Origin of the sequence: Massilia sp. Mn16-1_5, assembly GCF_004798585.1 — a bacterium.
Classification (GTDB): domain Bacteria; phylum Pseudomonadota; class Gammaproteobacteria; order Burkholderiales; family Burkholderiaceae_D; genus Telluria.
The window spans coordinates 117,801-138,808 of the sequence record NZ_PPXQ01000012.1 but is presented as its reverse complement, the minus strand read 5'-3'; the positions used below and the strand labels follow the sequence as shown (position 1 = coordinate 138,808).

Annotated in this window: 17 protein-coding genes and 1 tRNA gene; 11 read left to right on the top strand and 7 right to left on the bottom strand. The window is 66.4% G+C overall.

From position 1 onward, the window contains the following. Nucleotides 1-14 precede the first annotated feature (14 nt). Nucleotides 15-506: a peptidylprolyl isomerase gene (locus C2862_RS16015; RefSeq protein WP_136221134.1), complete on the bottom strand. Its 492-nt coding sequence runs from the start codon at nt 504-506 to the stop codon at nt 15-17. 41 nt (nt 507-547) lie between these two features. Further along, nucleotides 548-1,159 carry a peptidylprolyl isomerase gene (locus C2862_RS16010; RefSeq protein WP_136221133.1) on the bottom strand — a complete coding sequence of 204 codons (612 nt, stop codon included), beginning with the start codon at nt 1,157-1,159 and terminating at the stop codon, nt 548-550. Between the two features lie 271 nt (nt 1,160-1,430). On the opposite strand from C2862_RS16010, the gene cysS reads away from it, so the two are divergent. The 6 genes from cysS (at nt 1,431) to C2862_RS15980 (ending at nt 7,562) form a co-directional block, all read left to right on the top strand. Beyond that, nucleotides 1,431-2,825: a cysteine--tRNA ligase gene (gene cysS, locus C2862_RS16005; protein ID WP_136221132.1), complete on the top strand. Its 1,395-nt coding sequence runs from the start codon at nt 1,431-1,433 to the stop codon at nt 2,823-2,825. Then, on the top strand, nt 2,825-3,520 hold the full coding sequence (locus tag C2862_RS16000) for a DNA-3-methyladenine glycosylase (protein WP_136221184.1): 696 nt from the start codon (nt 2,825-2,827) through the stop codon (nt 3,518-3,520). The genes cysS and C2862_RS16000 overlap by 1 nt, the downstream gene beginning before the upstream one ends. A 66-nt stretch (nt 3,521-3,586) precedes the next feature. Continuing rightward, the gene (locus C2862_RS15995; RefSeq protein ID WP_136221131.1) at nt 3,587-4,564 is read left to right on the top strand and encodes an acetyl-CoA carboxylase carboxyltransferase subunit alpha; all 978 of its coding nucleotides are present in this window, start codon (nt 3,587-3,589) and stop codon (nt 4,562-4,564) included. Nucleotides 4,565-4,574: 10 nt separating this feature from the next. After that, entirely contained in the window at nt 4,575-5,987 is a 1,413-nt protein-coding gene (tilS, locus tag C2862_RS15990) for a tRNA lysidine(34) synthetase TilS (RefSeq protein WP_136221130.1), read from the top strand. 136 nt (nt 5,988-6,123) lie between these two features. Next, nucleotides 6,124-7,371, top strand: a complete 1,248-nt coding sequence (locus C2862_RS15985) for an aspartate kinase (RefSeq protein ID WP_136221129.1) — start codon at nt 6,124-6,126, stop codon at nt 7,369-7,371. A gap of 97 nt (nt 7,372-7,468) precedes the next feature. Further along, nucleotides 7,469-7,562: transfer RNA gene (locus C2862_RS15980), tRNA-Ser, on the top strand. A gap of 155 nt (nt 7,563-7,717) precedes the next feature. On the opposite strand, the gene C2862_RS15975 is transcribed toward C2862_RS15980, so the two are convergent. Continuing rightward, the gene (locus C2862_RS15975) at nt 7,718-8,152 is read right to left on the bottom strand and encodes a hypothetical protein (protein WP_136221128.1); all 435 of its coding nucleotides are present in this window, start codon (nt 8,150-8,152) and stop codon (nt 7,718-7,720) included. A 198-nt stretch (nt 8,153-8,350) separates the two neighbouring features. Here C2862_RS15975 and tssF point away from each other — a divergent pair, with 198 nt between their 5' ends. Together tssF and tssG are read left to right on the top strand one after the other, a co-directional pair. Further along, nucleotides 8,351-10,198: a type VI secretion system baseplate subunit TssF gene (gene tssF / locus C2862_RS15970; RefSeq protein ID WP_136221127.1), complete on the top strand. Its 1,848-nt coding sequence runs from the start codon at nt 8,351-8,353 to the stop codon at nt 10,196-10,198. Beyond that, complete coding sequence (gene tssG / locus C2862_RS15965; protein ID WP_136221126.1) at nt 10,162-11,298, top strand: type VI secretion system baseplate subunit TssG; 1,137 nt, start codon at nt 10,162-10,164, stop codon at nt 11,296-11,298. Before tssF ends, tssG begins: the two co-directional genes overlap by 37 nt. Here tssG and C2862_RS15960 read toward each other — a convergent pair. Further along, nucleotides 11,255-12,319 (bottom strand): aryl-sulfate sulfotransferase, encoded by a 1,065-nt coding sequence (locus tag C2862_RS15960; RefSeq protein WP_136221125.1) that lies wholly within the window; start codon nt 12,317-12,319, stop codon nt 11,255-11,257. The genes tssG and C2862_RS15960 overlap by 44 nt on opposite strands. Nucleotides 12,320-12,352: 33 nt before the next feature. Continuing rightward, nucleotides 12,353-12,784 carry an aryl-sulfate sulfotransferase N-terminal domain-containing protein gene (locus C2862_RS15955; RefSeq protein ID WP_136221124.1) on the bottom strand — a complete coding sequence of 144 codons (432 nt, stop codon included), beginning with the start codon at nt 12,782-12,784 and terminating at the stop codon, nt 12,353-12,355. A gap of 182 nt (nt 12,785-12,966) precedes the next feature. Between C2862_RS15955 and C2862_RS15950 the strand changes: the two genes are divergently transcribed. Both C2862_RS15950 and C2862_RS15945 read left to right on the top strand, forming a co-directional pair. After that, a complete protein-coding gene (locus tag C2862_RS15950; protein WP_136221123.1) occupies nt 12,967-15,426 on the top strand; it encodes a heavy metal translocating P-type ATPase in 2,460 nt (819 codons plus the stop codon). A 117-nt stretch (nt 15,427-15,543) separates the two neighbouring features. Next, a complete protein-coding gene (locus C2862_RS15945; RefSeq protein ID WP_136221122.1) occupies nt 15,544-15,966 on the top strand; it encodes a hypothetical protein in 423 nt (140 codons plus the stop codon). Here the strand turns inward: C2862_RS15945 and C2862_RS15940 are convergent. Beyond that, nucleotides 15,915-16,871, bottom strand: a complete 957-nt coding sequence (locus C2862_RS15940) for a cation diffusion facilitator family transporter (protein WP_136221121.1) — start codon at nt 16,869-16,871, stop codon at nt 15,915-15,917. The genes C2862_RS15945 and C2862_RS15940 overlap by 52 nt on opposite strands. A 90-nt stretch (nt 16,872-16,961) precedes the next feature. On the opposite strand from C2862_RS15940, the gene C2862_RS15935 reads away from it, so the two are divergent. Next, a complete protein-coding gene (locus C2862_RS15935; protein WP_136221120.1) occupies nt 16,962-19,640 on the top strand; it encodes a bifunctional acetate--CoA ligase family protein/GNAT family N-acetyltransferase in 2,679 nt (892 codons plus the stop codon). Between the two features lie 58 nt (nt 19,641-19,698). On the opposite strand, the gene C2862_RS15930 is transcribed toward C2862_RS15935, so the two are convergent. Then, complete coding sequence (locus C2862_RS15930) at nt 19,699-20,943, bottom strand: DEAD/DEAH box helicase (protein ID WP_136221119.1); 1,245 nt, start codon at nt 20,941-20,943, stop codon at nt 19,699-19,701. Between the last annotated feature and the right edge of the window lie 65 nt (nt 20,944-21,008).

Sequence of the window (21,008 nt, the reverse complement as noted above, 5' to 3'; positions counted from 1 at the left end):
CTTGGCAACTGAGCTTAGATTACTTCGGCTTTTTCGATGATGATCGGCTCGACCGGCACGTCGGCGTGCATGCCCGAACGCGAGGTCGCGACCTTGTTCAGCTCATCGACGACTTCGGTGCCGGCGGTAACCTTGCCGAACACGGCATAGCCCCAGCCGTCCTGGCCCGGGTAGTTCAGGAAGTCGTTGTTCTTGGTGTTGATGAAGAACTGGGCCGATGCCGAATGCGGCGCCGAGGTACGGGCCATGGCGATCGTGTACTTGTCGTTCTTCAGGCCGTTCTTGCCTTCGTTCTCGACGGTCGCGTCGGTCGGTTTCTGCTTCATGCCCGGCTCGAAACCGCCACCCTGGATCATGAAGTCCTTGATCACGCGGTGGAAAATGGTGTTGGTGAAGTGACCCTTGTTCACGTAGTCCAGGAAGTTGGCAACGGTCTTCGGCGCTTTCTCGGCGTCGAGTTCGATGGTGATGTTGCCCTTGTTGGTGGTCAGCAGTACGGAAGTCATGGGTAATCCTGTTCTATTTGTTGAAAAAGAATGCAAGACCGTTATTTTACTAGCTTATCGCCCGTAAGGACGGTGGTGGACTGGATCACGATCGGCGTCACCGGCACGTTCTGCATGCCGCGCATGTCGTCGACCATCACGCCCTTGATCTTGTCGACCGTTTCCTGGCCCTGCACGACGCGGCCGAACACCGTATAGCCGGTGCCGTCCTGGCCCGGATAATCGAGGCCGGCGTTGTCGTTGACGTTGATGAAGAACTGCGAGCTGGCCGAATTCGGGTCGCTGGTGCGCGCCATCGCCAGCGTGTACGGCTTGTTCGACAGGCCGTTCTTCGATTCGCTCGGGATCGGCTTGCGCACGCCGGGCTTGTCGATCAGCTTTTCGGTGTAGCCGCCGGCCTGGATCATGAAGCCGTCGATCACGCGGTGAAACACCGTGCCCTTGTAAAAGCCGGACTTTACGTATTGCAGGAAATTGGCCGTGCTCTTGGGCGCATGCTCGGCGTCGAGTTCGACGACGATGTCGCCCATGGTGGTCTTGATCGCGACCTGCGGATTGTCGGCAGCGACAGCGTGGCCGGCAAAGGCCAGGGCGACCGCGGCGCCGGCGAGGCGGGCAAAGAGAGCGCGGCGGGATTGTTTTTGTGCGTGCATGGAGCGTCTCCTCGGTGGACGTGGCGCAAAGCCCTGTCAAGTCTTTTGCAGAAAAATAAACCTGAGCCATATGCGGCCAGTCGGGATTTTATCAATGCTATACTTTGCGCAGAACGTCCCATTCTATCAAAAGTAGTGGTATCCAAGAACAACAAAGAGGGCTGACGGTTCCGACGCAAGAGGCAATCCCGGCACGCGCCATATAAAAGCGAACGTGTGCGGGACTCGTATTGTTCCGGACTTCCGATCCCCTCTCGAAACATCATCACCCATGAGCCAATTAAAGATCTACAACACGCTGGCGCGCGAAAAACAGGTATTCGTACCAAAGGAGGCCGGCAAGGTCGGCATGTATGTCTGCGGCATGACCGTCTACGACTACTGCCACGTCGGCCACGCGCGCATGATGATGGCGTTCGATGTCATCTATCGCTGGCTCATGGAATCGGGTTACAAAGTCAAGTACGTGCGTAATATCACGGACATCGAAGACAAGATCATCAAGCGCGCCGCCGAAAACGGCGAGACCATGTCCTCGCTGGTGAACCGCTTCACCCAGTACATGGACGAAGACACGGCCGCGCTGGGCATCCTGCCGCCGAACTTCGTGCCGCGCGCCACCGAGCACGTGCCGGGCATGCTGTCGATCATCGGCATGCTCGAGGAAAAAGGCTTGGCCTACCGCAGCGAAGACGGCGACGTCAACTTCGCCGTCCGCAAGTTCGACGGTTACGGCAAGCTCTCCGGCAAGTCGCTGGACGACCTGCGCGCCGGCGAGCGCGTCGACGTGAATACCGGCAAGCACGATCCGCTCGACTTCGTGCTCTGGAAAGCGGCCAAGGAGTCCGAGCCGGACGAAGCCAAATGGGATTCGAAATGGGGCCGCGGCCGTCCGGGCTGGCACATCGAGTGCTCGGCCATGAGCTGCGCGCTGCTGGGCGAACACTTCGACATCCACGGCGGCGGCCAGGACCTGCAGTTTCCGCACCACGAGAACGAGATCGCCCAGAGCGAGGGCGCTTTCGGCGGTCCGATGGTTAACTACTGGATCCACAACGGTTTCGTGCGCGTCGATAACGAAAAGATGTCCAAGTCCCTGGGCAACTTCTTCACGATCCGCGAGGTGCTCAAGAAGTACGACGCCGAAGTCGTGCGCTTCTTCATCGCACGCACCCACTACCGCAGCCCGCTGAACTATTCCGACGCCCATATCGACGACGCCAAGGGCGCGCTGACCCGCCTGTACACGGCGCTCAGCGACGTCGACCTCGGCAGCGAGACCCCGGCGGTGGACTGGAGCGAGGCCCACGCCCAGCGCTTCCGCGAAGCGATGGACGACGACTTCAACACGCCGCTGGCCGTGGCCGAGTTGTTCGACCTGGCAAGCGAAGTCAACCGTACCAAGTCGCTGCCGGCCGCGCGCCAGCTGAAGGCCCTGGCCGGCGTGCTGGGCCTGCTGGAGCGCGTGCCGCAGGAATTCCTGCGCGGCGGCAGCAGCCAGGGCGGCCTGGGCGAAGCCGAGATCGCCGACCTGATCGCTGCGCGCGCCGCCGCCAAGAAGGCCCGTAACTTCGCCGAAGCGGACGGCATCCGCGCCGAGCTGCTGGCCGCCGGTATCATCCTGGAAGACAAACCGGACGGGACGACGAACTGGCGTCGCGCATGATGGCAGCGGAAAAGGACAACGGCGGCGCAAGCGTGCCGGAATTCGAGGTGCCCGCGTACTGGGCCGAAGCCAAGGAAGAGCTGATGCGGCGCGACCGCATCATGAAGCGTCTCATCCCGCAGTTCGGCGACATGCACCTGAAAGGGCACCCCGATCCGTTCACGACCCTGGCCCGTTCGATCGTCGGCCAGCAGGTCACGCCGAAAGCCGCCGACGCCGCCTGGGCCAAGCTCAATGCCTGCTGCCCGAAGCTGACGCCAGGCCAGATCATCAAGCTCGGCGCCGAACAGCTGTCCGCCTGCGGCCTCTCGAAACGCAAGACCGAATACATTCTCGACCTGGCCGACCATTTCAAGGCCAAGCGCGTGCACACCAACCTCTGGTCCGAAATGGACGACGAGGCGGTGATCGCCGAACTCGTGCAGATCCGCGGCATCACCCGCTGGACCGCCGAGATGTTCCTCATCTTTAACCTGCTGCGCCCGAACGTCTTGCCGCTCGACGACGCCGGCCTGATCCAGGGCATCAGTCAGAACTATTTCTCCGGCGAACCAGTGTCGCGCAGCGATGCGCGCGAGGTCGCCGCCAATTGGGAACCGTGGCGCACGGTTGCCACCTGGTATCTGTGGCGTAGTCTCGACCCGGGTTCTGCCTCAGGTTTGGCGTCCGCAGCGGCGTCCGGTACGGTAGAATAGCGCCAAAATGCAGCATCGCCGCGTGGCCGCCCAGCGCCCCGGCCTCAGAACAACCCCGGAGGTACAATGACTAAAACAACTTTCCTCAGTTTCGAGCAGCCTATTGCCGAGCTCGATTCGAAGATCGAAGAGCTGCGTTTCGTCCAGGACGATTCCGCCGTCGACATCTCGGAAGAGATCGACCGCCTCGACAAGAAGAGCCAGCAGCTGACCAAGGACATCTATGCCAAGCTGACCCCGTGGCAAGTTTCGCAGATCGCCCGTCACCCGCAACGTCCTTACACCATGGACTACGTGAACGCGATCTTCACCGACTTCCACGAACTGCACGGCGACCGTACCTTCGCGGACGACCAGTCGATCGTCGGCGGCCTCGCGCGCTTCAACGGCCAGGCCTGCATGGTCATCGGCCACCAGAAGGGCCGCGACACCAAAGAGCGCGCGATGCGCAATTTCGGCATGCCGAAACCGGAAGGCTACCGCAAGGCGATGCGCCTGATGAAGGTCGCCGAGAAATTCAACCTGCCGATCTTCACCTTCGTCGACACCCCGGGCGCCTTCCCCGGCATCGACGCCGAAGAGCGCGGCCAGTCGGAAGCGATCGGCCACAACCTGTACGTGATGGCCGAGCTGAAAGTGCCGCTGATCGCCACCATCATCGGCGAAGGCGGTTCCGGCGGCGCGCTGGCGATTGCCGTGGGTGACGCCGTGCTGATGCTGCAATACTCGACCTATTCGGTCATTTCGCCGGAAGGCTGCGCCTCGATCCTGTGGAAGACCTCGGAGCGCGCGGCCGACGCCGCCGACGCACTGGGCCTGACCGCGCACCGTTTGAAAGCCATGGGCGTGATCGACAAGATCGTCACCGAGCCGCTGGGCGGCGCCCACCGCGATCCGAAGGGCATGGCGCAGATGCTCAAGCGCGCGCTGGCCGATACCCTGCGCCAGTTCCAGGGCATGAAGACCAAGGACCTGCTGGAAGCCCGTCACCAGAAACTGATGGCTTACGGTAAGTTCAAGGAAACCACGCCAAGCGACGAGTGAGTTTCATTCAGTGAGCAGTCCTCAAGCCGGGTCCGTCCCGGCCATTTTCGCGCGCGCACTGGCTGCGCTGCGCGACCAGTTTTCCCCTTCCTCGGTAGCAATCGCCTGCAGCGGCGGCCTCGATTCGATGGCCTTGCTGCAACTGGCCACCAGCTGGTGCCAGGCACAGTCGCTGCCGCTCTTCGTTTTCCACGTGCACCACGGACTCAGCCCGCACGCCGACGCCTGGCAAAACCACGTCGCCGCAAGCGCAAGTGCGCGCGGCCTGCGTTTCGATGTGCACCAGGTGGCCGTCGATGGTGCCGGCACCGGTACCGAGGCGGCGGCGCGCAAGCTGCGCTACCGCGCCCTCGGCGCCATGTGCCGCGAACACGGCGCGACGCTGCTTTTGACGGCTCACCATCTCGACGACCAGGCCGAAACCGTGCTGCTGCAACTGCTGCGCGGCTCCGGGCCGGCCGGGCTGTCCGGAATGGACGCGGCCAACAGCGCGCCCGAACTGCTGGGCAATCCCGATCTCGTGATGGCGCGGCCTTTATTGCCGCTGTCGCGCGCGGAACTCGAAGCCTATGCGCGTGATGAGGGCCTGGACTGGGTCGAGGACGAGTCCAACCTGGATCCGCGCTACGCCCGCAATGCGCTGCGCCACCAGGTGATGCCGGCGCTGGCGCAAGCTTTTCCCGGCTTCCAGGCCAGGTTCGCGCGCAGCGCCGCGCACGCCCAGTCGGCCCAGCGCCTGTTGACGGAACTGGCGGCGCAGGATCTGGACGCGGCCCTGGTCGACGGTGCCATCGACGTCCCCCGCCTGCGGAGCATGAGCCTGGACCGTGTCTACAACCTGCTGCGCTACTGGTTTGCCGGACAGAACCTGGCGATGCCCTCGACGGCCTGGCTGGCGGAACTGGTGGCGCAACTGATCGAGGCGCGACATGACGCCCAGCTCCTGGTCACGCACCCGGCCTGTCACCTGCGGCGCCACCGCGACCGCCTGTACGTCACACCCAAGCTACCCGATCTTCCCGGCATGCGCGACCCCGACGACGAAGGCGTGCTCGACCGGGAAGGGCAGTCCTTCCGCTGGCAGGGCGAAGGCAACATCGCGTTTCCGGATTACGGCGGCGTGCTGCACTTCGAAACGGGCGCGCCGGGCATCGGCTTCGACCCGGCCTGGCTGCGCCAGCAGGAACTGGTGATCGATTTCCGCAAAGGCGGCGAGCGCCTCAAGCTTGCCGCGAACCGGCCGACCCGTCCGCTGAAAGCGCATTACCAGGCTGTCGACATTCCCGCCTGGGAACGTACCCGTTTGCCGATCGTCAGCAGCGGGCGCGACCTGCTGTTCGCCGCGGGGCTGGGCATGGATTGCCATCACTTCGCCGCCGCCGCCGACACCGTGTCCCTGCGCTGGGAAAGTACAGCGAAATAGTTTCTATTCGAAAAGCGTATTACTTTATTTTCTTTTCATATAGCTTTTCGAACTTCCCCTCATTGCGATCTTGCAGTGCAACATGCTAGAGTAGGTGTTCCCCTTTTCACCTTTACATGCTGGGAAGCTTCCTGTTATGGCATTAATTGTCCACAAATACGGTGGTACGTCGATGGGTTCGACGGACCGCATCAAGAACGTTGCGGCCCGCGTCGCCAAGTGGCACGACGCCGGACACCAGATCGTCGTGGTGCCTTCGGCGATGTCGGGCGAAACCAATCGCCTGATCGGCCTGGCAAAGGAAATCATGGCGCAGCCGGATCCGCGCGAGCTGGACATGATCGCCTCGACCGGCGAGCAGGTCTCGGTCGGCCTCCTGGCCATGGCGCTGCTGGCCATCGGCAAGGACGCGGTTTCCTACACCGGCTGGCAAGCCGGCATCCGCACCGACTCCGCCTTCACCAAGGCGCGCATCCAGTCGATCGACGACACGCGCGTGCGCGCCGACCTCGACGCGGGTAAGATCGTCATCATCACCGGCTTCCAGGGCATGGACGAAGAGGGCAACATCTCGACGCTGGGCCGCGGCGGTTCGGACACCTCGGCCGTGGCGATCGCCGCCGCGCTGAAGGCCGACGAATGCCTGATCTACACCGACGTCGACGGCGTCTACACGACCGACCCGCGCGTGGTCGACGAAGCGCGCCGCCTGGAAAAGATCACCTTCGAAGAGATGCTGGAGCTGGCCTCGCTCGGCTCGAAAGTGCTGCAGACCCGCTCGGTCGAATTCGCCGGTAACTACCAAGTCCCGACGCGCGTGCTGTCGTCGCTGACCAATCCCCTGATGCCATTGGAAGAAGAAGCCAAGTCCGGCACCCTGATTTCGTTTGAGGAAGAAACCAACATGGAACAAGCCGTCATCTCCGGTATCGCATTCACCCGTGATGAAGCCAAGATTACCGTCATCGGCGTGAACGACAAGCCGGGCGTCGCTTTCCACATCCTGGGTCCGATTTCGGACGCCAACATCGAAGTGGACATGATCATCCAGAACCAGTCGGTGGATGGCAAGACCGACTTCACCTTCACGGTCTCGCGCAACGATTACCAGCGCGCCATGGCGGTGCTCGAAAGCCAGCGCCACGATCTCGGCTACACCCGCATCCTCGGCGACGCCAAGGTGTCGAAGGTCTCGGCAGTCGGCGTCGGCATGCGCAGCCACGTGGGCGTCGCTTCGCAGATGTTCCGCACCCTGGCGGAAGAGGGCATCAACATCATGATGATCTCGACTTCCGAGATCAAGATTTCGGTCCTGATCGACGAAAAATACATGGAACTGGCCGTCCGCGCCCTGCATAAAGCGTTTGGTCTGGAGAAAGCTTAACTTTTTTCCATATTTTTGGCCGCCTTGCCTTGACCAATCGGGCACCGGCCATTAATATGCTTGCTCTCAGCGCTAGCGACGTTTGCTGGAGTTGACTGGAGGCGTGGCCGAGTGGCCGAAGGCACTTCCCTGCTAAGGAAGCATACGGGCTTAAACCTGTATCGTGGGTTCGAATCCCACCGCCTCCGCCAAGTTACAAAAGAGAAAGCCACCCGAATGGGTGGCTTTTTCTTTTGTAACTCGGCGGAGGCGAGCAGGGCGCCTGCGCGCCCTGCGTGTGGGATTCGAAGCGGTGCGCGTACTCGCGCACCGGCGGCCCGCGGAACGTGGGCGAATCCCACCCGTACTACAAGCCACCGCCAGGTGGCTTCTTATCAGGCTTTCTCTTCGCGCTCCCGCAATGCGCCCCCGCCCGCGCCATCACCAACGCCAAATCCGTAGTCAACCGATGCAGCGACAACAAATCCGCCGCCGCATCCAGCGCCATTCTTCCAAGCCCCGCATCACCCCCTTCAACCTGCGTCACGATCCGATGCAGCGACGCCAGCAGCAGCGCATTCTCCGCCAGCCGCTCATGCAGCCCGTCAAAGGCGAGCGCCTCCATCACCTTCTCCTCATGCGCCAGGTCCGCCTCGATCGCGGCGACCATCGCCTGGAAAGCCGCGCAGAACGCGTCGTCAGGTTCCGCGCTCAACGCGTGAATGCGCACGAACAGCAGCTTGCGCGCATGGCGCAGCGCGGCGGCAGCCGTGTGTGAGGTGGAAGAGGAAAGCGGGAGCATCGCGAACTGCGCCTGAAGCCGTCCTGGCCGGATGAGCGGCTCTCCGTGCCAGACCAATATGTTAGGCCGCAATGCAGCGCCGGAGTTCCCGCGCATCGTGGTTCACATTCGACACGGCACAGCGTTCTTATCACCAGTCAAAGTCGCCCGTGCAACCCAGTGGGAGCATGGTTTCTTTGCAGGATGCGCGGAGCCGGCATGGACGATTTGCTGCGGTATTTCGAGGAAGAGCTGGGCGTCTTCGGCCAGTATGCACGCGAGTTCCGCAGCCGCTTCCCGAAGCCGGCCGGCGAGCTGCACATCGCAGGCGAAACCTACGAGGATCCGAGCGTCGCCAGGCTGATCCAGTCGGTCGCGCTGCTCAGCGCGCGCATCCACAAGCGCCTCGACGACGACTACCCCAAGTTCACGGAATCCCTGCTCGAGAGCCTGTATCCGCACTACCTGCGCCCGCTGCCTTCGTATTCGGTCGGCCGGCTGGCGGGGGCCGGGCAGGATACGGGTGAATTCGCCGGCATCCCGCGCGGTACGCCCTTGCGCAGCAGCCCGGTTGCGGGCACGGTCTGCCAGTTCAGGACCGTGTATCCGGTACTGAGCGGCCCGCTGCGCATCGCCCATGCCGCCTTTTCCATCCCCATCGGCACGCCACGCGGGGCGCGCCTGCCGCGCGGCGTGACGGCAGCCATCGCGCTGACGCTGGAAGTGAAAGGCGGCTTGCCGGCGCTGTGCGCACCCGGCCTGGGGCGGGTGCGCGTGTTCGTCGATGGCGAACCGTCGCTGCGCGCGGCCCTGATCGACGCGCTCTTCATGCGTGCGCGTGGCGCCTGGGTGGAGGCCGGGGCGGCCTCCGGCGCTGGCGAACCCTGGCTGGCCCTGGAGACCGTTCCGCTCGGCCTGGCCGGTTTCGATGAGGATGAGGCGCTGCTGCCGGCGCCAGCGCGCTCGCATCCGGCCTTTCGGCTGCTGACCGAGTATTTCGCCTATCCCGAAAAATTCAACTTCATCGACATCGACCTGCGCGAGATGGCGCGCCGCCTGCCTGCCGGATGCGAGCGCTTCACGCTGCACGTCGGCCTGGCCGGGATGGCCGGCGATTGCATCGCCGCGCGGGTACTGGCGCCCTTGTCGGCGCGCCACCTGCTGCTCGGCTGCACGCCGGTCGTGAACCTGTTTCGCAAGGCGGGCGACCCGATCCAGCTGTCGTACACCCAGGCCGAGTACCGGCTGGCGGCCGACGGCGCGCACGCATCCGCCTATGAGATCCACAGCATCGACAAGGTCAGCGTGGTGCGCGAAGCGCGCGGGCAGGCCAGCGTCACCGAATTCGGCCCGCTGTATGCGGTGCGCCACGAGGGTTCAGGCGCGCCGGGCCACTTCTGGGTGGCGCGCCGCGACGAAACGCTGGCCCGGATCAGTCCCGGACACGAACTCAGGCTGGCCCTGGTCGATCCGGACTTCACGGCGCAAGAGAGCGCCAACGCCACGATCTCGACCGAGCTGACCTGTTCGAACCGCGACCTTCCCGTGCAGCTGCGCGTCGGCCAGGCGGAGGCCGACCTGCTGGCCGAATCCAGCGGCGGCGCAATCTCCTTCCGCCTGCTGCGCAAGCCGACGCCGAGCCGGCGTTTCGCGACGGGCGAGGGCGTCCACTGGCGCCTAATCGCGCACCTGGCCCTGTGCCATGCCGGGCTGACGACGGCCGAGCTGCCCGACCTGCAGAAGATGCTGTCTCTCTACGACCTGCCGCGTTCGCCGAGCGCGCGGCGCCAGATCGCCGGTATCGTGGGCCTGGAACACGGCACCGTGCGCGCCTGGCTCAGGACCCGGCCCGTGTCCGCACTGATGCCGGGTGTCGCCATCCGCATGACGGTCGACGAAGAGGCTTTCGCCGGCAGCTCGCTGTATGTGTTCGCGCAGGTGATGGATCGCTATTTCGCCCTGAACAGCCAGCTCAACTGCTTCACCCGGCTCGAGATCGTCTCGCAGCAGACCGGAGAGGAACTATTCGCATGCGCCCCACGCACCGCCGAGCACGTACGGCCCTGATCGAGCGGCTGCTGGCGGCGCCGCAGGAATTCGAGTTCACCCAGGCGGTCTCGATCCTGCTGGCCTGGCTGGGCGAGCGGGGCGTGCCTTTCGACGCCGCCCTGCACGAGTGCCTGCGCTTCGAGAACAGCCTGGGGCTGGGCTTTCCGGCCTCGGAGATCGAAGCGGTGGCGCGAATGGAGGCGGGGGAGGGCGAGCGCCCCCGCTTCGCCGTCACGCCCACCTTCATGGGCCTGCTCGGCGTACATGGGGCACTCCCCCTGCACGTCACCGAGCGCATCGCCACCTGGCAAGGCGGGTGCGGGGATGCGGCCCCGCGCGCCTTCCTCGACCTGTTGTCGAACCGGATGCTGGCGCTGTTCTACCGTGCCTGGCGCAAGAACCGGGTCGAGACCATGGCGCCCGGCAGGGCGGGCGGCCCCGACTGTTTCAAGCCCCTGCTGCTGGCTCTGGCCGGATGCGCACCCACGCGCCGGCCAGGCGTACCCGGCGCCATGCCCGAGGATCTGGTCGCGCATTTCGCCGGCATGCTGCAGCAGCAGCCGCGCTCGCGCGTCGTGCTGGAACGCCTGCTGGCCGATTACTTCGGCGTCCCGATGGAGATCGAAGAAGCCGTCGGTTACTGGGACCGCCTCGATGCCGGCGAGCAGGCGGCGCTCGGCGTGAATGCCGAGCTGGGCGACAACGTGCTGCTGGGAGAACGCAGCTGGCGGCCGGACCTGCGTGCGCGCCTGCGCATCGGTCCGCTGGATGCGGCCGGCTTCGCCTGCTTCCTGCCCAGCGGCGCGGGCAGCGCCGCGCTGCGCGCCATCCTGCGCAGGTTCGCAGGACCAACCGTCGGCTTCGAAGTGCAATTGATCCTGCGCGCGGACGAAGTGCGGCCGCTGCAGCTGGCCGGACGCCCCGCGCAGTCCGGCCGGCTGGGACGCGACAGCTTCCTCGTCAGCCGGCAAACCCGCAGCGACCGTGCCGACATGTGCTACCTGGTCTTGCCGATGGCCCCACTGGGCGCAGCGTCCGGCACCGAGCGCAAGGCAGGGCGGGCAGCCCGCGCGCCTACTTCAGCATCAGGGCCGAGAAGTCCACTTCCTTGCCGTTGAACGCGACGGCGCAGTTACCTCCGGGATAGACGTAATCGAAGGCGATCTTGCCGGCACTGTCCAGCGCAAGGAGCTCGGTACGAACCGGCGCGGTCACGGCCGAATAGGTGATGAGATGGTGGTTCGGCGCACCAGCCTCGTACACGCTCGAGCAGATGGCCGAATAGATTGCCGGCGTCGGCGAATAGGTCCAGGTTTCGACCGCGGTGCGCGCGGCGGCATCGATCGCATAGCGCGACGGCGTGCTGTAGTCGCGCGTGATGCCCGCGGCGGTACCCGCCGGCTGGTTCACGCTGCCCAGGCCGTTATTAAACATCAGCAGCTCGCCGTTCGAGGCGATCGACAGCGAATGCTGCCCGACCGGCGGCTTGCCGGATTTCAGCTTGAGGGTGAGGGCGCGTAGCGACGGATAGTCGACATACCAGTGCTTGGTGGTGTCGCCCAGGATCCATTTGATGTGGCCGGTCGCGTAGTCGATCTTGACGACGAAGTTCTCGCGGCTCGAGATCAGCAGCGAATCGTCGGCCGCGACATAGATCGCCGAATTCATGTGGAACCAGTCGATGCCGTCGCGCACGAAGTTGGACGGATCGTCGCCGCCGGCCTGCATTGCGTCGCGGAAGATCTTCGCCATGTCCCATTCCTTGATCACTTCGCCCGTCGGGCTGATCTCCACCAGGTTGGACTCGTAGCGCAGCACCCCGCCCTCGAGCGCGTCGAGCTCGGCCAGCAAGCCCGTCTTGCCGCGCACGAGGTCGTGGTGGAAGTTGGTATAGCGGGTCGACCCCAGCGGACGCGGGGCGTAGCTGCCGTTCAGCTCGAGGCGGTACAGTTCCGGCGTGTTGGCGCTGCCGACGAAAAAGCCGTCGTCGTGGAACAGCGATGCGATCGAGGTGCTCAATCCCGTTCCCACCCAGCGCAGGTTGCCGTCGGTATCGAGCACGACCGGCGTGGTGAGATCGTTCTGCAGCATCATGTAGTCGAAGCCGGGCGCTACGGCCGCGCTGCGTGCGGTGCGCACCTGCGGGGTGTTGTAGATCGCGGCCGGGCCGGTTTAGGCGGGTGCCGTGATCGTGAGGCGCTCGACGTGGGTGGACGCGTCGCGGAAATGCGCCGTGACGGTGACGCTGTTCTGGTAATTCGCGTAGAGGCCGAAAACAGCGAAGGACAGGCGTTTGCCGGCCGCGTTCCAGGCGCCGGTCCGTTCCAACCGGGCGCGGGTGTAGGTGACCGTGACAGGCTTCGAGAACGTACCCGGCTTGGCGGCGACGGTGTACGACACGCTGTCGAGATGGGCGAAGTCCTCGAGCCTGAGCGCGAGGTTGACGATGAAGGGCGTCGGACCCGGCGTCTGCTCCACGACCGATACGTGGGCCGCTTCCGCATGGGTTTCGTCTTCTTCGGCCAGCCGGCTGCACGCCGCCGCCAGCAGGCAGGCCAGCAGCACCATACAATGACGGGCCACGTTGTGGATGGAAGGTTTCATGCATTCTCCTGGTGAGGGAAACCGAAGAGCTAAGCCTTCGATATGGAACGCGGCAGTAAGTTCACCTGCCGCGGCGCGATCGAGGACGGAATCAACGGGCGTCGCCGCGGGCGCTTGACCTTCCCACGATGGGAAGGACCAAACTGGCAGCATCGTAAAACGAGGACCCAAGCGAGGACCCCATGAACAAGAATATCGACCAGCTTGCCAAGACCGGTGTGGCCAGCTTTGATATTTCCGGCATGACATGCGCCTCCTGCGTCGCGCGTGTCGAGAAAGCCATACGCGCGGTGCCCGGAGTGGAGGAAGTCGGCGTCAACCTGGCGACCGAGCGCGCCAGCGTGCACGGGAGCGCGGCACCCGGCGCGATCCTCGCCGCCGTGAAAAAAGCAGGCTACGAGGCGGCCGTCACGCCCGACGCAGGGCCGGCGCAGCGGGAACGGGCGACGCCGGCGCGCTGGCCCCTGGCGCTGGCGGCACTGCTGACCGTACCCCTGCTGGCGCCGATGCTCGGCCAGGCCGCCGGCCTGGACTGGGCGTTGCCCGGCTGGCTGCAGTGGCTGCTGGCCACGCCGGTCCAGTTCTGGCTGGGCGCGCGCTTCTACCGCGCCGGCTGGAAGGCGCTGCGCGCAGGCAGCGGCAACATGGACCTGCTGGTGGCGATCGGCACCAGCGCCGCCTACGGCCTCTCCGTCTACCTGCTGCTGCGCGGCGGCGTCCACAGTGGCGGCCACCTGTACTTCGAATCCTCGGCCACCGTGATCACCCTGGTCCTGCTCGGCAAATGGCTGGAGGCGCGCGCCAAGGGCCAGACCGTGGAAGCCATCCGCGCGCTCGAAGCGCTGCGCCCGGACGAGGCCATCGTGCGCAGGGACGGCGCCGACACGGCCATCGCGCTCGATGCGTTGCGCGTGGGCGACCAGCTGGTGGTGCGGCCCGGTGCGCGCGTGGCGGCCGACGGCCGCGTCGTCGAAGGGCGCAGCCATCTCGATGAATCGCTGCTGACCGGCGAGAGCCTGCCGCTGGCGAAAGGGCCGGGCGCGCGCGTGACGGGCGGCGCCGTGAACGGCGAAGGCCTGCTGCTGGTCGAGGTGACGGCCGTCGGGCATGACTCCATGCTCTCGAGGATCATCCGCCAGGTCGAGGATGCGCAGGCCGTCAAGGCGCCGGTGCAGCGCCTGGTCGACCGTGTCAGCGCCGTGTTCGTGCCGGTGGTGCTGCTGATTTCACTGGTGACGCTGCTCGGCTGGGGCCTGGCGACGGGCGACTGGCAGGCGGCCCTGCTGAACGCGGTGGCGGTGCAGGTGATCGCCTGTCCCTGCGCGCTTGGGCTGGCGACGCCGACCGCGATCATGGTCGGCACCGGCGCGGCCGCACGCCACGGCATCCTGATCCGCGACGCCGAAGCGCTCGAACGGGCGCATGCGCTCGACACCGTCGTCTTCGACAAGACCGGCACCCTGACCGAAGGCCGGCCGCAGCTGGTCGCGGTCGAGGGCGACGATCCGCAAAGCGTCGCCACATTGGCCGGCGCCGTGCAGCAGCACAGCGAGCATCCGCTGGCCCGCGCCGTGGAAGCCTGGGTGCGCGAACATGGTCTCGCCGTGCCGCCGGCCGGCGCGGCGCGCGCCTTGCCGGGACGCGGCGTGCAGGCCGAGGTGGAGGGCAGGACGCTTTACCTCGGCAATGCGCGGCTGATGGAGGAGCAGGGCGCTGACCTTGATGCCTTGCGTGCCGGCGCCGGACGCCACGAGGCCGAGGGCCGCACCGTGTCCTGGCTGGCGCGCGGCGAACCGGGCGCGGTCGAGGTGCTGGGCCTGCTGGCCTTTGGCGACCGCGTCAAGGAGGGCGCCTTCGAAGCGGTCGCACGCCTCAAGGCGATCGGTGTGACGCCACACATGCTCACCGGCGACAATCGAGGGGCGGCGCGCGCGGTGGCCGATGTACTCGGCATCGAGGGCTACACGGCGCAGGTGCTGCCGGCGGAGAAGGCCGATGCGGTGCGCGCGGCGATCGCGGCGGGCAGCACGGTGGCGATGGTCGGCGACGGCATCAACGATGCGCCGGCGCTGGCGGCCGCCGACGTCGGCATCGCCATGGCGGGCGGCACCGACGTGGCGATGCACACGGCCGGCATTACCCTGATGCGGGGCGATCCGCGCCTGGTGGCCGATGCCATCGACGTCTCGCAGCGCACCTGGCGCAAGATCCGCCAGAACCTGGGCTGGGCTTTCGTCTACAACCTGGTCGGCATTCCGCTGGCCGCGTTCGGCCTGCTCAATCCGATGCTGGCGGGCGCCGCGATGGCCCTCAGTTCGGTGAGCGTGGTCGCCAATGCGCTGCTGCTGCGCGGCTGGCGGCCATCTTCCTCGCTTTCACCCATTTCAACCAAGGCCGGCAGCGTGCCGGTCAATCAATCGACAGGAGAAAAAACGATGTATGAACTGACCGTGGAAGGCATGAGCTGCGGCCACTGCGTGGGCCGCGTGACGAAGACCGTGCAGGGACTCGACCAGGAGGCGAAGGTGGAAATCGACTTGGCGACCAAGAAGGTGAAGATCGATAGCCGCGCAGAGCTGGAGAAGATCGCTGCCGCAATCGACGAGGCGGGTTATCCGGTGACGGCGCGCTCAGCCGCCTGAGTGCGGCAAGAGAGAATATTTTCGGCAGGCTGTCGCGCCTTCACTACACTTACCGATTGTCAATAAAAGTTGTAACTGGTAAGCTTCTGTTGTCGAAATATTCATAAGGGGGCCGCGATGGCCTGGATCGTCCAGCTGCTCATACCGCGCCGCCGCAAGAACCAGCACGAACTCGCCGGCCGCGCCGCCGAAGTCATCACCCAGGTGCTGTCCGACATCGGAATCGACCGCTTCCTGAACGGCACCATGCTGGTCGACCATCGCCTGCGCGTGCGCTTCGTCAGCTGCGGCGTCGCCATCGGCAGCGTGCACGCGGCGGTGCGCTCCGATACGCTGGTCCAGGCACGCTTGCTGCGCGCCGGCGACGGCAGCCTGGCGCTGGCTGCGCAGGCGCTGCAGCAGCAGATCGCGCGCCTGGTCGAGGAGTTGATGGCGGCCCTGCTGAGCCAGTCGGACACCCTGCGCGCCTTGCCGCCGCATCGCTACCGTTACGGGATCGCCGAACGGCACGCCGAACGCAGGGCCGCCGCCTCGAAATAGACCCGCGTGATTGCCGGGTCGAGTTCCTCCACCGCGCGCTCGAGGCGGGCGATCGCCAGGTCCACTTCGTCGATACGCATGCCGCGCTTGAAGCGCACGGCCGCCGTCAGCAGCACGTCGTCGGGCCCTAGCTGCATCGTCATCAGCTGGCCGACGGTCTCGATGGCCGGGTCGGCGCGAAACAGGTCCTTCAGCTTGCCGGTCTGCTCGACGCCCACGCTTTCCCCCAGCAGCAGGGCGCCGGTCTCGCGCGCCAGCGTAAAGGCCGCGCCCACCAGCAGCAGGCCGATCGCGATCGAGGCCGCCGGATCGATGTACGGATTGTCGAACAGGTGGCCGAGCCAGATGCCCGATGCCGCCACCACGATCCCGAGCAGGGCCGCGCTGTCTTCGATGAAGACGGTGAAGGTCGAGGCGTCCTTGCTGGCGCGGACCGTCTGCCAGAGCGAGGCGCCGGGCTTGCGCTTGCCGTTCAGTGCGCGGCGCGAAACGTTCCAGCTGTATCCTTCGAAGAGAAAGGCCACGCCCAGCACGACGTAGTTCCAGAACGGGTCGCCCAGCGGTTCCGGGGCGCGCAGGCTGTGGATGCCGTGCACGATCGACAGCCCGCCGCCCAGCGAAAACACGGACAGGGCCACGATCAGGGCCCAGAAATACACGGCCTTGCCGTAGCCGAAGGGATGGCGCGCATCGGGCTTGCGCGCGGCGATCTTCTCGCCGACCAGCAGCAGGAGTTCGTTGCCGGTGTCGACCGCCGAGTGGATGCCTTCGGCCAGCATGGCGGCGCTACCGGTCACTGCGGCGACGGTGAACTTGGCGGCGGCGATGCCGAGGTTGGCGACGATGGCGGCGTAGATCACCTTGCGGCTGTCGGGTGCGGCGGGCGCTGCGTCTTGTTCTGTCATGTTCGGTTTGTCGGGAGAGGAGGTTGGCTTGAGGTCCAGTCTAGCGATTTCGCGTTTATCGAAGGGCACGCCTGGACGCAAGGGCATGCGATGAGCGTCCGCAACCTGAATAAACTATTCGCGCCGCGCTCGGTGGCGCTGGTCGGCGCCTCGAACCGGCCGGGAAGCCTGGGCGCGACCCTGCTGCATAACCTGGTCACGGGCGGCTTTGGCGGGGCGATCTACCCGGTCAATCCGAAGCACACCGAACTGGCCGGCCTGCCGGTTGTTGCGAGCGTCGCCGAGCTCGCGGCCGCCCCTGACCTGGCCGTGATTTGTACGCCTCCGGAGACCGTCCCGGCCATCATCCGCCAGCTGGGCGAGAAGGGCACACGTGCGGCCATCGTGCTGAGCGCCGGCCTGGCCGACGCCCGCGACGAGCGCGGACGCTCGCTGAAGCAGGCCATGCTCGATGCGGCCCACCCCTACCTGCTGCGCATCCTCGGGCCGAACAGCGCCGGCCTGCTGGCGCCCGCGATCAAGCTCAACGCCAGCGTTGCCAACAGCGGCGCGCTGCCGGGACGGATCGCCTTCGTCTCGCAATCGGGCGCGCTGATGACGGGCGTGCTGGACCGCGCACGCTCGCGCGGCATCGGCTTCTCGCACTTCATCGCGCTGGGCGACTCGGGCGACGTCGACCTCGGCGACGTGCTCGACTACCTGGCAAGCGACGGCGCCACCGGCTCGATCCTGCTCTACGTCGAGCACCTGCGCTATGCGCGCAAGTTCATGTCGGCGGCGCGCGCGGCGGCGCGCAGCAAGCCGACCCTGGTGCTCAAGGCCGGACGCGCCGGTGGAGCGGAGCGCGCCGCCGCGAGCGAGAGCGGGGCCCTGGCCGGCATGGACGACGTGTTCGACGCCGCGATCCGGCGCGCCGGCATGCTGCGCGTGTTCACCACCGAGCAGCTGTTCGCCGCGGTCGAGACCCTGGCCCACGCCAAGCCGCTGCACGGCGAGCGCCTGGCCATTGTTGCGAATGGCGCCGGTCCCGGCGTGCTGGCCTTCGATGCGCTGGTGTGCGGCGGCGGGACTGCGGCCGCGCTGGCGCCGCAGACCTTGGAAAGCCTGGCGGCGCTGCTGCCCGCCGGCGCGCGCGCCAACCCCGTCAACCTGCAAGGCGACGCCGAACCGGAGCGCTACCGCCAGGCCCTGGAACTGCTGCTGCGCGACCCGAACACGGACGCGGTGCTGGTCGTGCACGCGCCCACCGCCAACGTCGACAGCGCCGACATCGCGCGCGCGATCGCGCCGCTGGCCAAAAGCGCCTCGCGCAACGTGCTGTCCTGCTGGCTGGGCGGCGACTCGGTCGCCGGCGCGCGCGAGATCGCCTCGAATGCCGGCATGCCGACCTTCGACACGCCGGAAGACGCGGTCGCGGGTTTCCTGCAGATCGTGCACTACCGCCAGAACCAGAACCTGCTGATGCAGGTGCCGCCCTCGGTCTCGAGCATCGCCGCCAGCGAACGCGGGACTGCGCGCGCGCTGGTGCGCGAGGCCCTGGCGGCCGGGCGCTACCTGCTGTCCGACCCGGAGACCAAGGCCATCCTGCGCGCCTATGGCATGTCGCTGGTCGAGACGCGCGCCGCCGACACGGTCGACGAGGCGGTGGCGGCCGCGCGCGGCATCGGCTTCCCGGTGGCCGTCAAGATCCTCTCGCCCGACGTGATGCACAAGTCGGACGTCGGCGGCGTCGCCCTCGACCTCGACTCGGAAGCGGCGGTGCGCGCCGCCGCCCAGCGCGTGCGCAAGCGCCTGCAGGAGATGCGGCCCGACGCGCGCTTCGAAGGCTTTTCGGTGCAGGCCATGGCGCGCCGGCCGGAAGGGCACGAGCTGATCCTGGGCGCCGCTACCGATCCCGTGTTCGGGCCGGTGATCCTGTTCGGCCAGGGCGGCATCGCGGTGCAGGTAGCGGACGACCACGCGGTGGCGCTGCCGCCGCTGAACGCCGTGCTGGCGCGCGACATGATCGACCGCACGCGCGTGGCGCGGCTGCTGGCCGGCTACCGCAACCGGCCCCCAAGCGACATGGACGCCATCGTCGCGACCCTGGTGCAGGTCTCGCGCCTGGTCTGCGACATTCCGGAAATCGTCGAACTCGACATCAATCCGCTGCTGGCCGACGCCAATGGCGCCATCGTGCTCGACGCCCGCATGCGCCTGGCGCTGGCCGACCGTTCCGGCAGCACGCTGGACCGCCTCGCGATCCGGCCCTATCCGCGCGAGCTGGAAGAGCGCATCGCCTGGGGAGACGGCGAGCTGCTGCTGCGCCCCGTGCGGCCCGAGGATGGCCCGGCCCACCTGCGCTTCTTCGACGCGCTCACGCCCGACGACGTGCGCTACCGCATGTTCGTGCGCATTCGCGAACTGAATCCCTCGCAGCTGGCGCGTTTCACGCAGATCGACTACGACCGCGAGATGGCGTTCATCGCCACCCGCAGCGGGCCCGATGGTTTGCCGGAGACGCTGGGCGTGGGACGCGTGGTGGCCGATCCGGACAACGTCAGCGCCGAATTCGCGGTGACGGTGCGCTCCGACCTGAAAGGCCACGGCCTGGGAAAAATCCTGATGCAGAAGCTGATCGACTACTGCCGCCTGCGCGGCACCCGCGAAATCGTGGGCGAGGCGCTCCCCCAGAATAACCGCATCATCGGGCTGGTGAAGAAGCTGGGCTTCGAGGTATTCCCGGCGGGCGAGGAGGGCGTGCGGAAATTCAGGCTTGTCTTAAGGTGAAAGAATATTTCACGACGCGATCGCGCTTGAAATATTCTTTCATGGCTACGTGCGGGCGTCAGCGCCGGAAGCGCACGTCTTCCGTCACCACCTTCGCATCGCCCTTCGGCTTCTTCGGTTTCTTCGGCTTCTTGATCACTTCTCCCCTGGCATTCGTCTCCGGCACCCGATGGTCGGGCGCGAAGCCGGGCTCCTCGATGCGTTGCAGGGCCTGGCCGGTCAGTCCTTCGATCGCCGCCAGCAGTTCCACTTCGTCGGCGCAGACCAGCGAGACCGCCTCGCCGGTCGCGCCGGCGCGACCCGTGCGGCCGGTGCGGTGCACGTAGTCCTCGGCCACGATCGGCAGGTCGACGTTCACCACCACCGGGAGGTCCTCGATGTCGAGGCCGCGCGCGGCGACGTCGGTGGCGACCAGGACGCGCACTTCGCCGGCCTTGAAGCGCTCCAGCGCGCGCAGGCGCGCCGGCTGCGGCTTGTCGCCGTGGATCGAGTCCGCCGCGATGCGCTTGGCCTCGAGCAGGCCAACCAGTTCGTCGACGCCGCGACGCGTCTTGGCGAAGGCCAGCACCTGGCCCCAGCCGTGCCGCTTGAGCAGGTGCAGGAAGAGTTCGGACTTGCGCTTCTTGTCGACCGTGACGACCCACTGCTTGATCGCCTTGACCGTGGTATTGCGCGGCGCCGTCTCGATCCTGACCGGGTCGCGCAGCAGCCGGTTCGCCAGCGCGCGGATCGGATCGGAGAAGGTGGCCGAGAACAGCAGGGTCTGGCGCTTCTTCGGCAGGGCTTCCAGGATCTGGTCGAGTTCGCGCGAGAAGCCCAGGTCGAGCATGCGGTCTGCCTCGTCCAGCACCAGCATCGTCACGCCGTTCAGTTTCAGGGCATTCTGGCGCTGCAGGTCGAGCAGGCGGCCGGGCGTGGCCACCAGCAGGTCCACGCCTTTACGCAGGTTCATCATCTGCGGATTGATGCTGACGCCGCCGTAGGCCACCATGGTGCGCAGCGGAAGGCCGGCGCCGTAGGCCTTGACGCTCTCGTGCACCTGTTCCGCCAGTTCGCGCGTCGGCACCAGCACCAGGGCGCGCGCCGCATTCGGCGCCGCCTGGCCCTTCATGGCAAGGCGCTGGACCAGGGGCAGGGCGAAGCCGGCCGTCTTGCCGGTGCCGGTCTGGGCCGCGGCCATGACGTCGCGCCCGGCCAGCACGGCGGGGATGGCTTCGGTCTGGACCGGGGTCGGTTCGTTGTAGCCGAGCGTGGCGAGGGTGCCTGCGATCTGGTCGATCAGGCCGAGCGAGGAAAACGACATGTGAACCTTGGAGCAAATGAACAGCCGACAGTTTACCGTTCCTCCAAACTTACGCAAAGCTGATC

Excerpts from the sequence above, each read along its gene's own strand:
- C2862_RS16000 (WP_136221184.1), top strand. The coding sequence starts at position 2,825 with ATGGCAGCGGAAAAGGACAACGGCGGCGCAAGCGTGCCGGAATTCGAG.
- C2862_RS16010 (WP_136221133.1), bottom strand. The coding sequence starts at position 1,159 with ATGCACGCACAAAAACAATCCCGCCGCGCTCTCTTTGCCCGCCTCGCC.
- C2862_RS15945 (WP_136221122.1), top strand. The coding sequence starts at position 15,544 with ATGGCCTGGATCGTCCAGCTGCTCATACCGCGCCGCCGCAAGAACCAG.
- C2862_RS16015 (WP_136221134.1), bottom strand. The coding sequence starts at position 506 with ATGACTTCCGTACTGCTGACCACCAACAAGGGCAACATCACCATCGAA.
- C2862_RS15975 (WP_136221128.1), bottom strand. The coding sequence starts at position 8,152 with ATGCTCCCGCTTTCCTCTTCCACCTCACACACGGCTGCCGCCGCGCTG.
- C2862_RS15950 (WP_136221123.1), top strand. The coding sequence starts at position 12,967 with ATGAACAAGAATATCGACCAGCTTGCCAAGACCGGTGTGGCCAGCTTT.
- C2862_RS15995 (WP_136221131.1), top strand. The coding sequence starts at position 3,587 with ATGACTAAAACAACTTTCCTCAGTTTCGAGCAGCCTATTGCCGAGCTC.
- C2862_RS15985 (WP_136221129.1), top strand. The coding sequence starts at position 6,124 with ATGGCATTAATTGTCCACAAATACGGTGGTACGTCGATGGGTTCGACG.
- C2862_RS15940 (WP_136221121.1), bottom strand. The coding sequence starts at position 16,871 with ATGACAGAACAAGACGCAGCGCCCGCCGCACCCGACAGCCGCAAGGTG.
- C2862_RS15955 (WP_136221124.1), bottom strand. The coding sequence starts at position 12,784 with ATGAAACCTTCCATCCACAACGTGGCCCGTCATTGTATGGTGCTGCTG.
- C2862_RS15930 (WP_136221119.1), bottom strand. The coding sequence starts at position 20,943 with ATGTCGTTTTCCTCGCTCGGCCTGATCGACCAGATCGCAGGCACCCTC.
- cysS (WP_136221132.1), top strand. The coding sequence starts at position 1,431 with ATGAGCCAATTAAAGATCTACAACACGCTGGCGCGCGAAAAACAGGTA.
- tssF (WP_136221127.1), top strand. The coding sequence starts at position 8,351 with ATGGACGATTTGCTGCGGTATTTCGAGGAAGAGCTGGGCGTCTTCGGC.
- tssG (WP_136221126.1), top strand. The coding sequence starts at position 10,162 with ATGCGCCCCACGCACCGCCGAGCACGTACGGCCCTGATCGAGCGGCTG.
- C2862_RS15935 (WP_136221120.1), top strand. The coding sequence starts at position 16,962 with ATGAGCGTCCGCAACCTGAATAAACTATTCGCGCCGCGCTCGGTGGCG.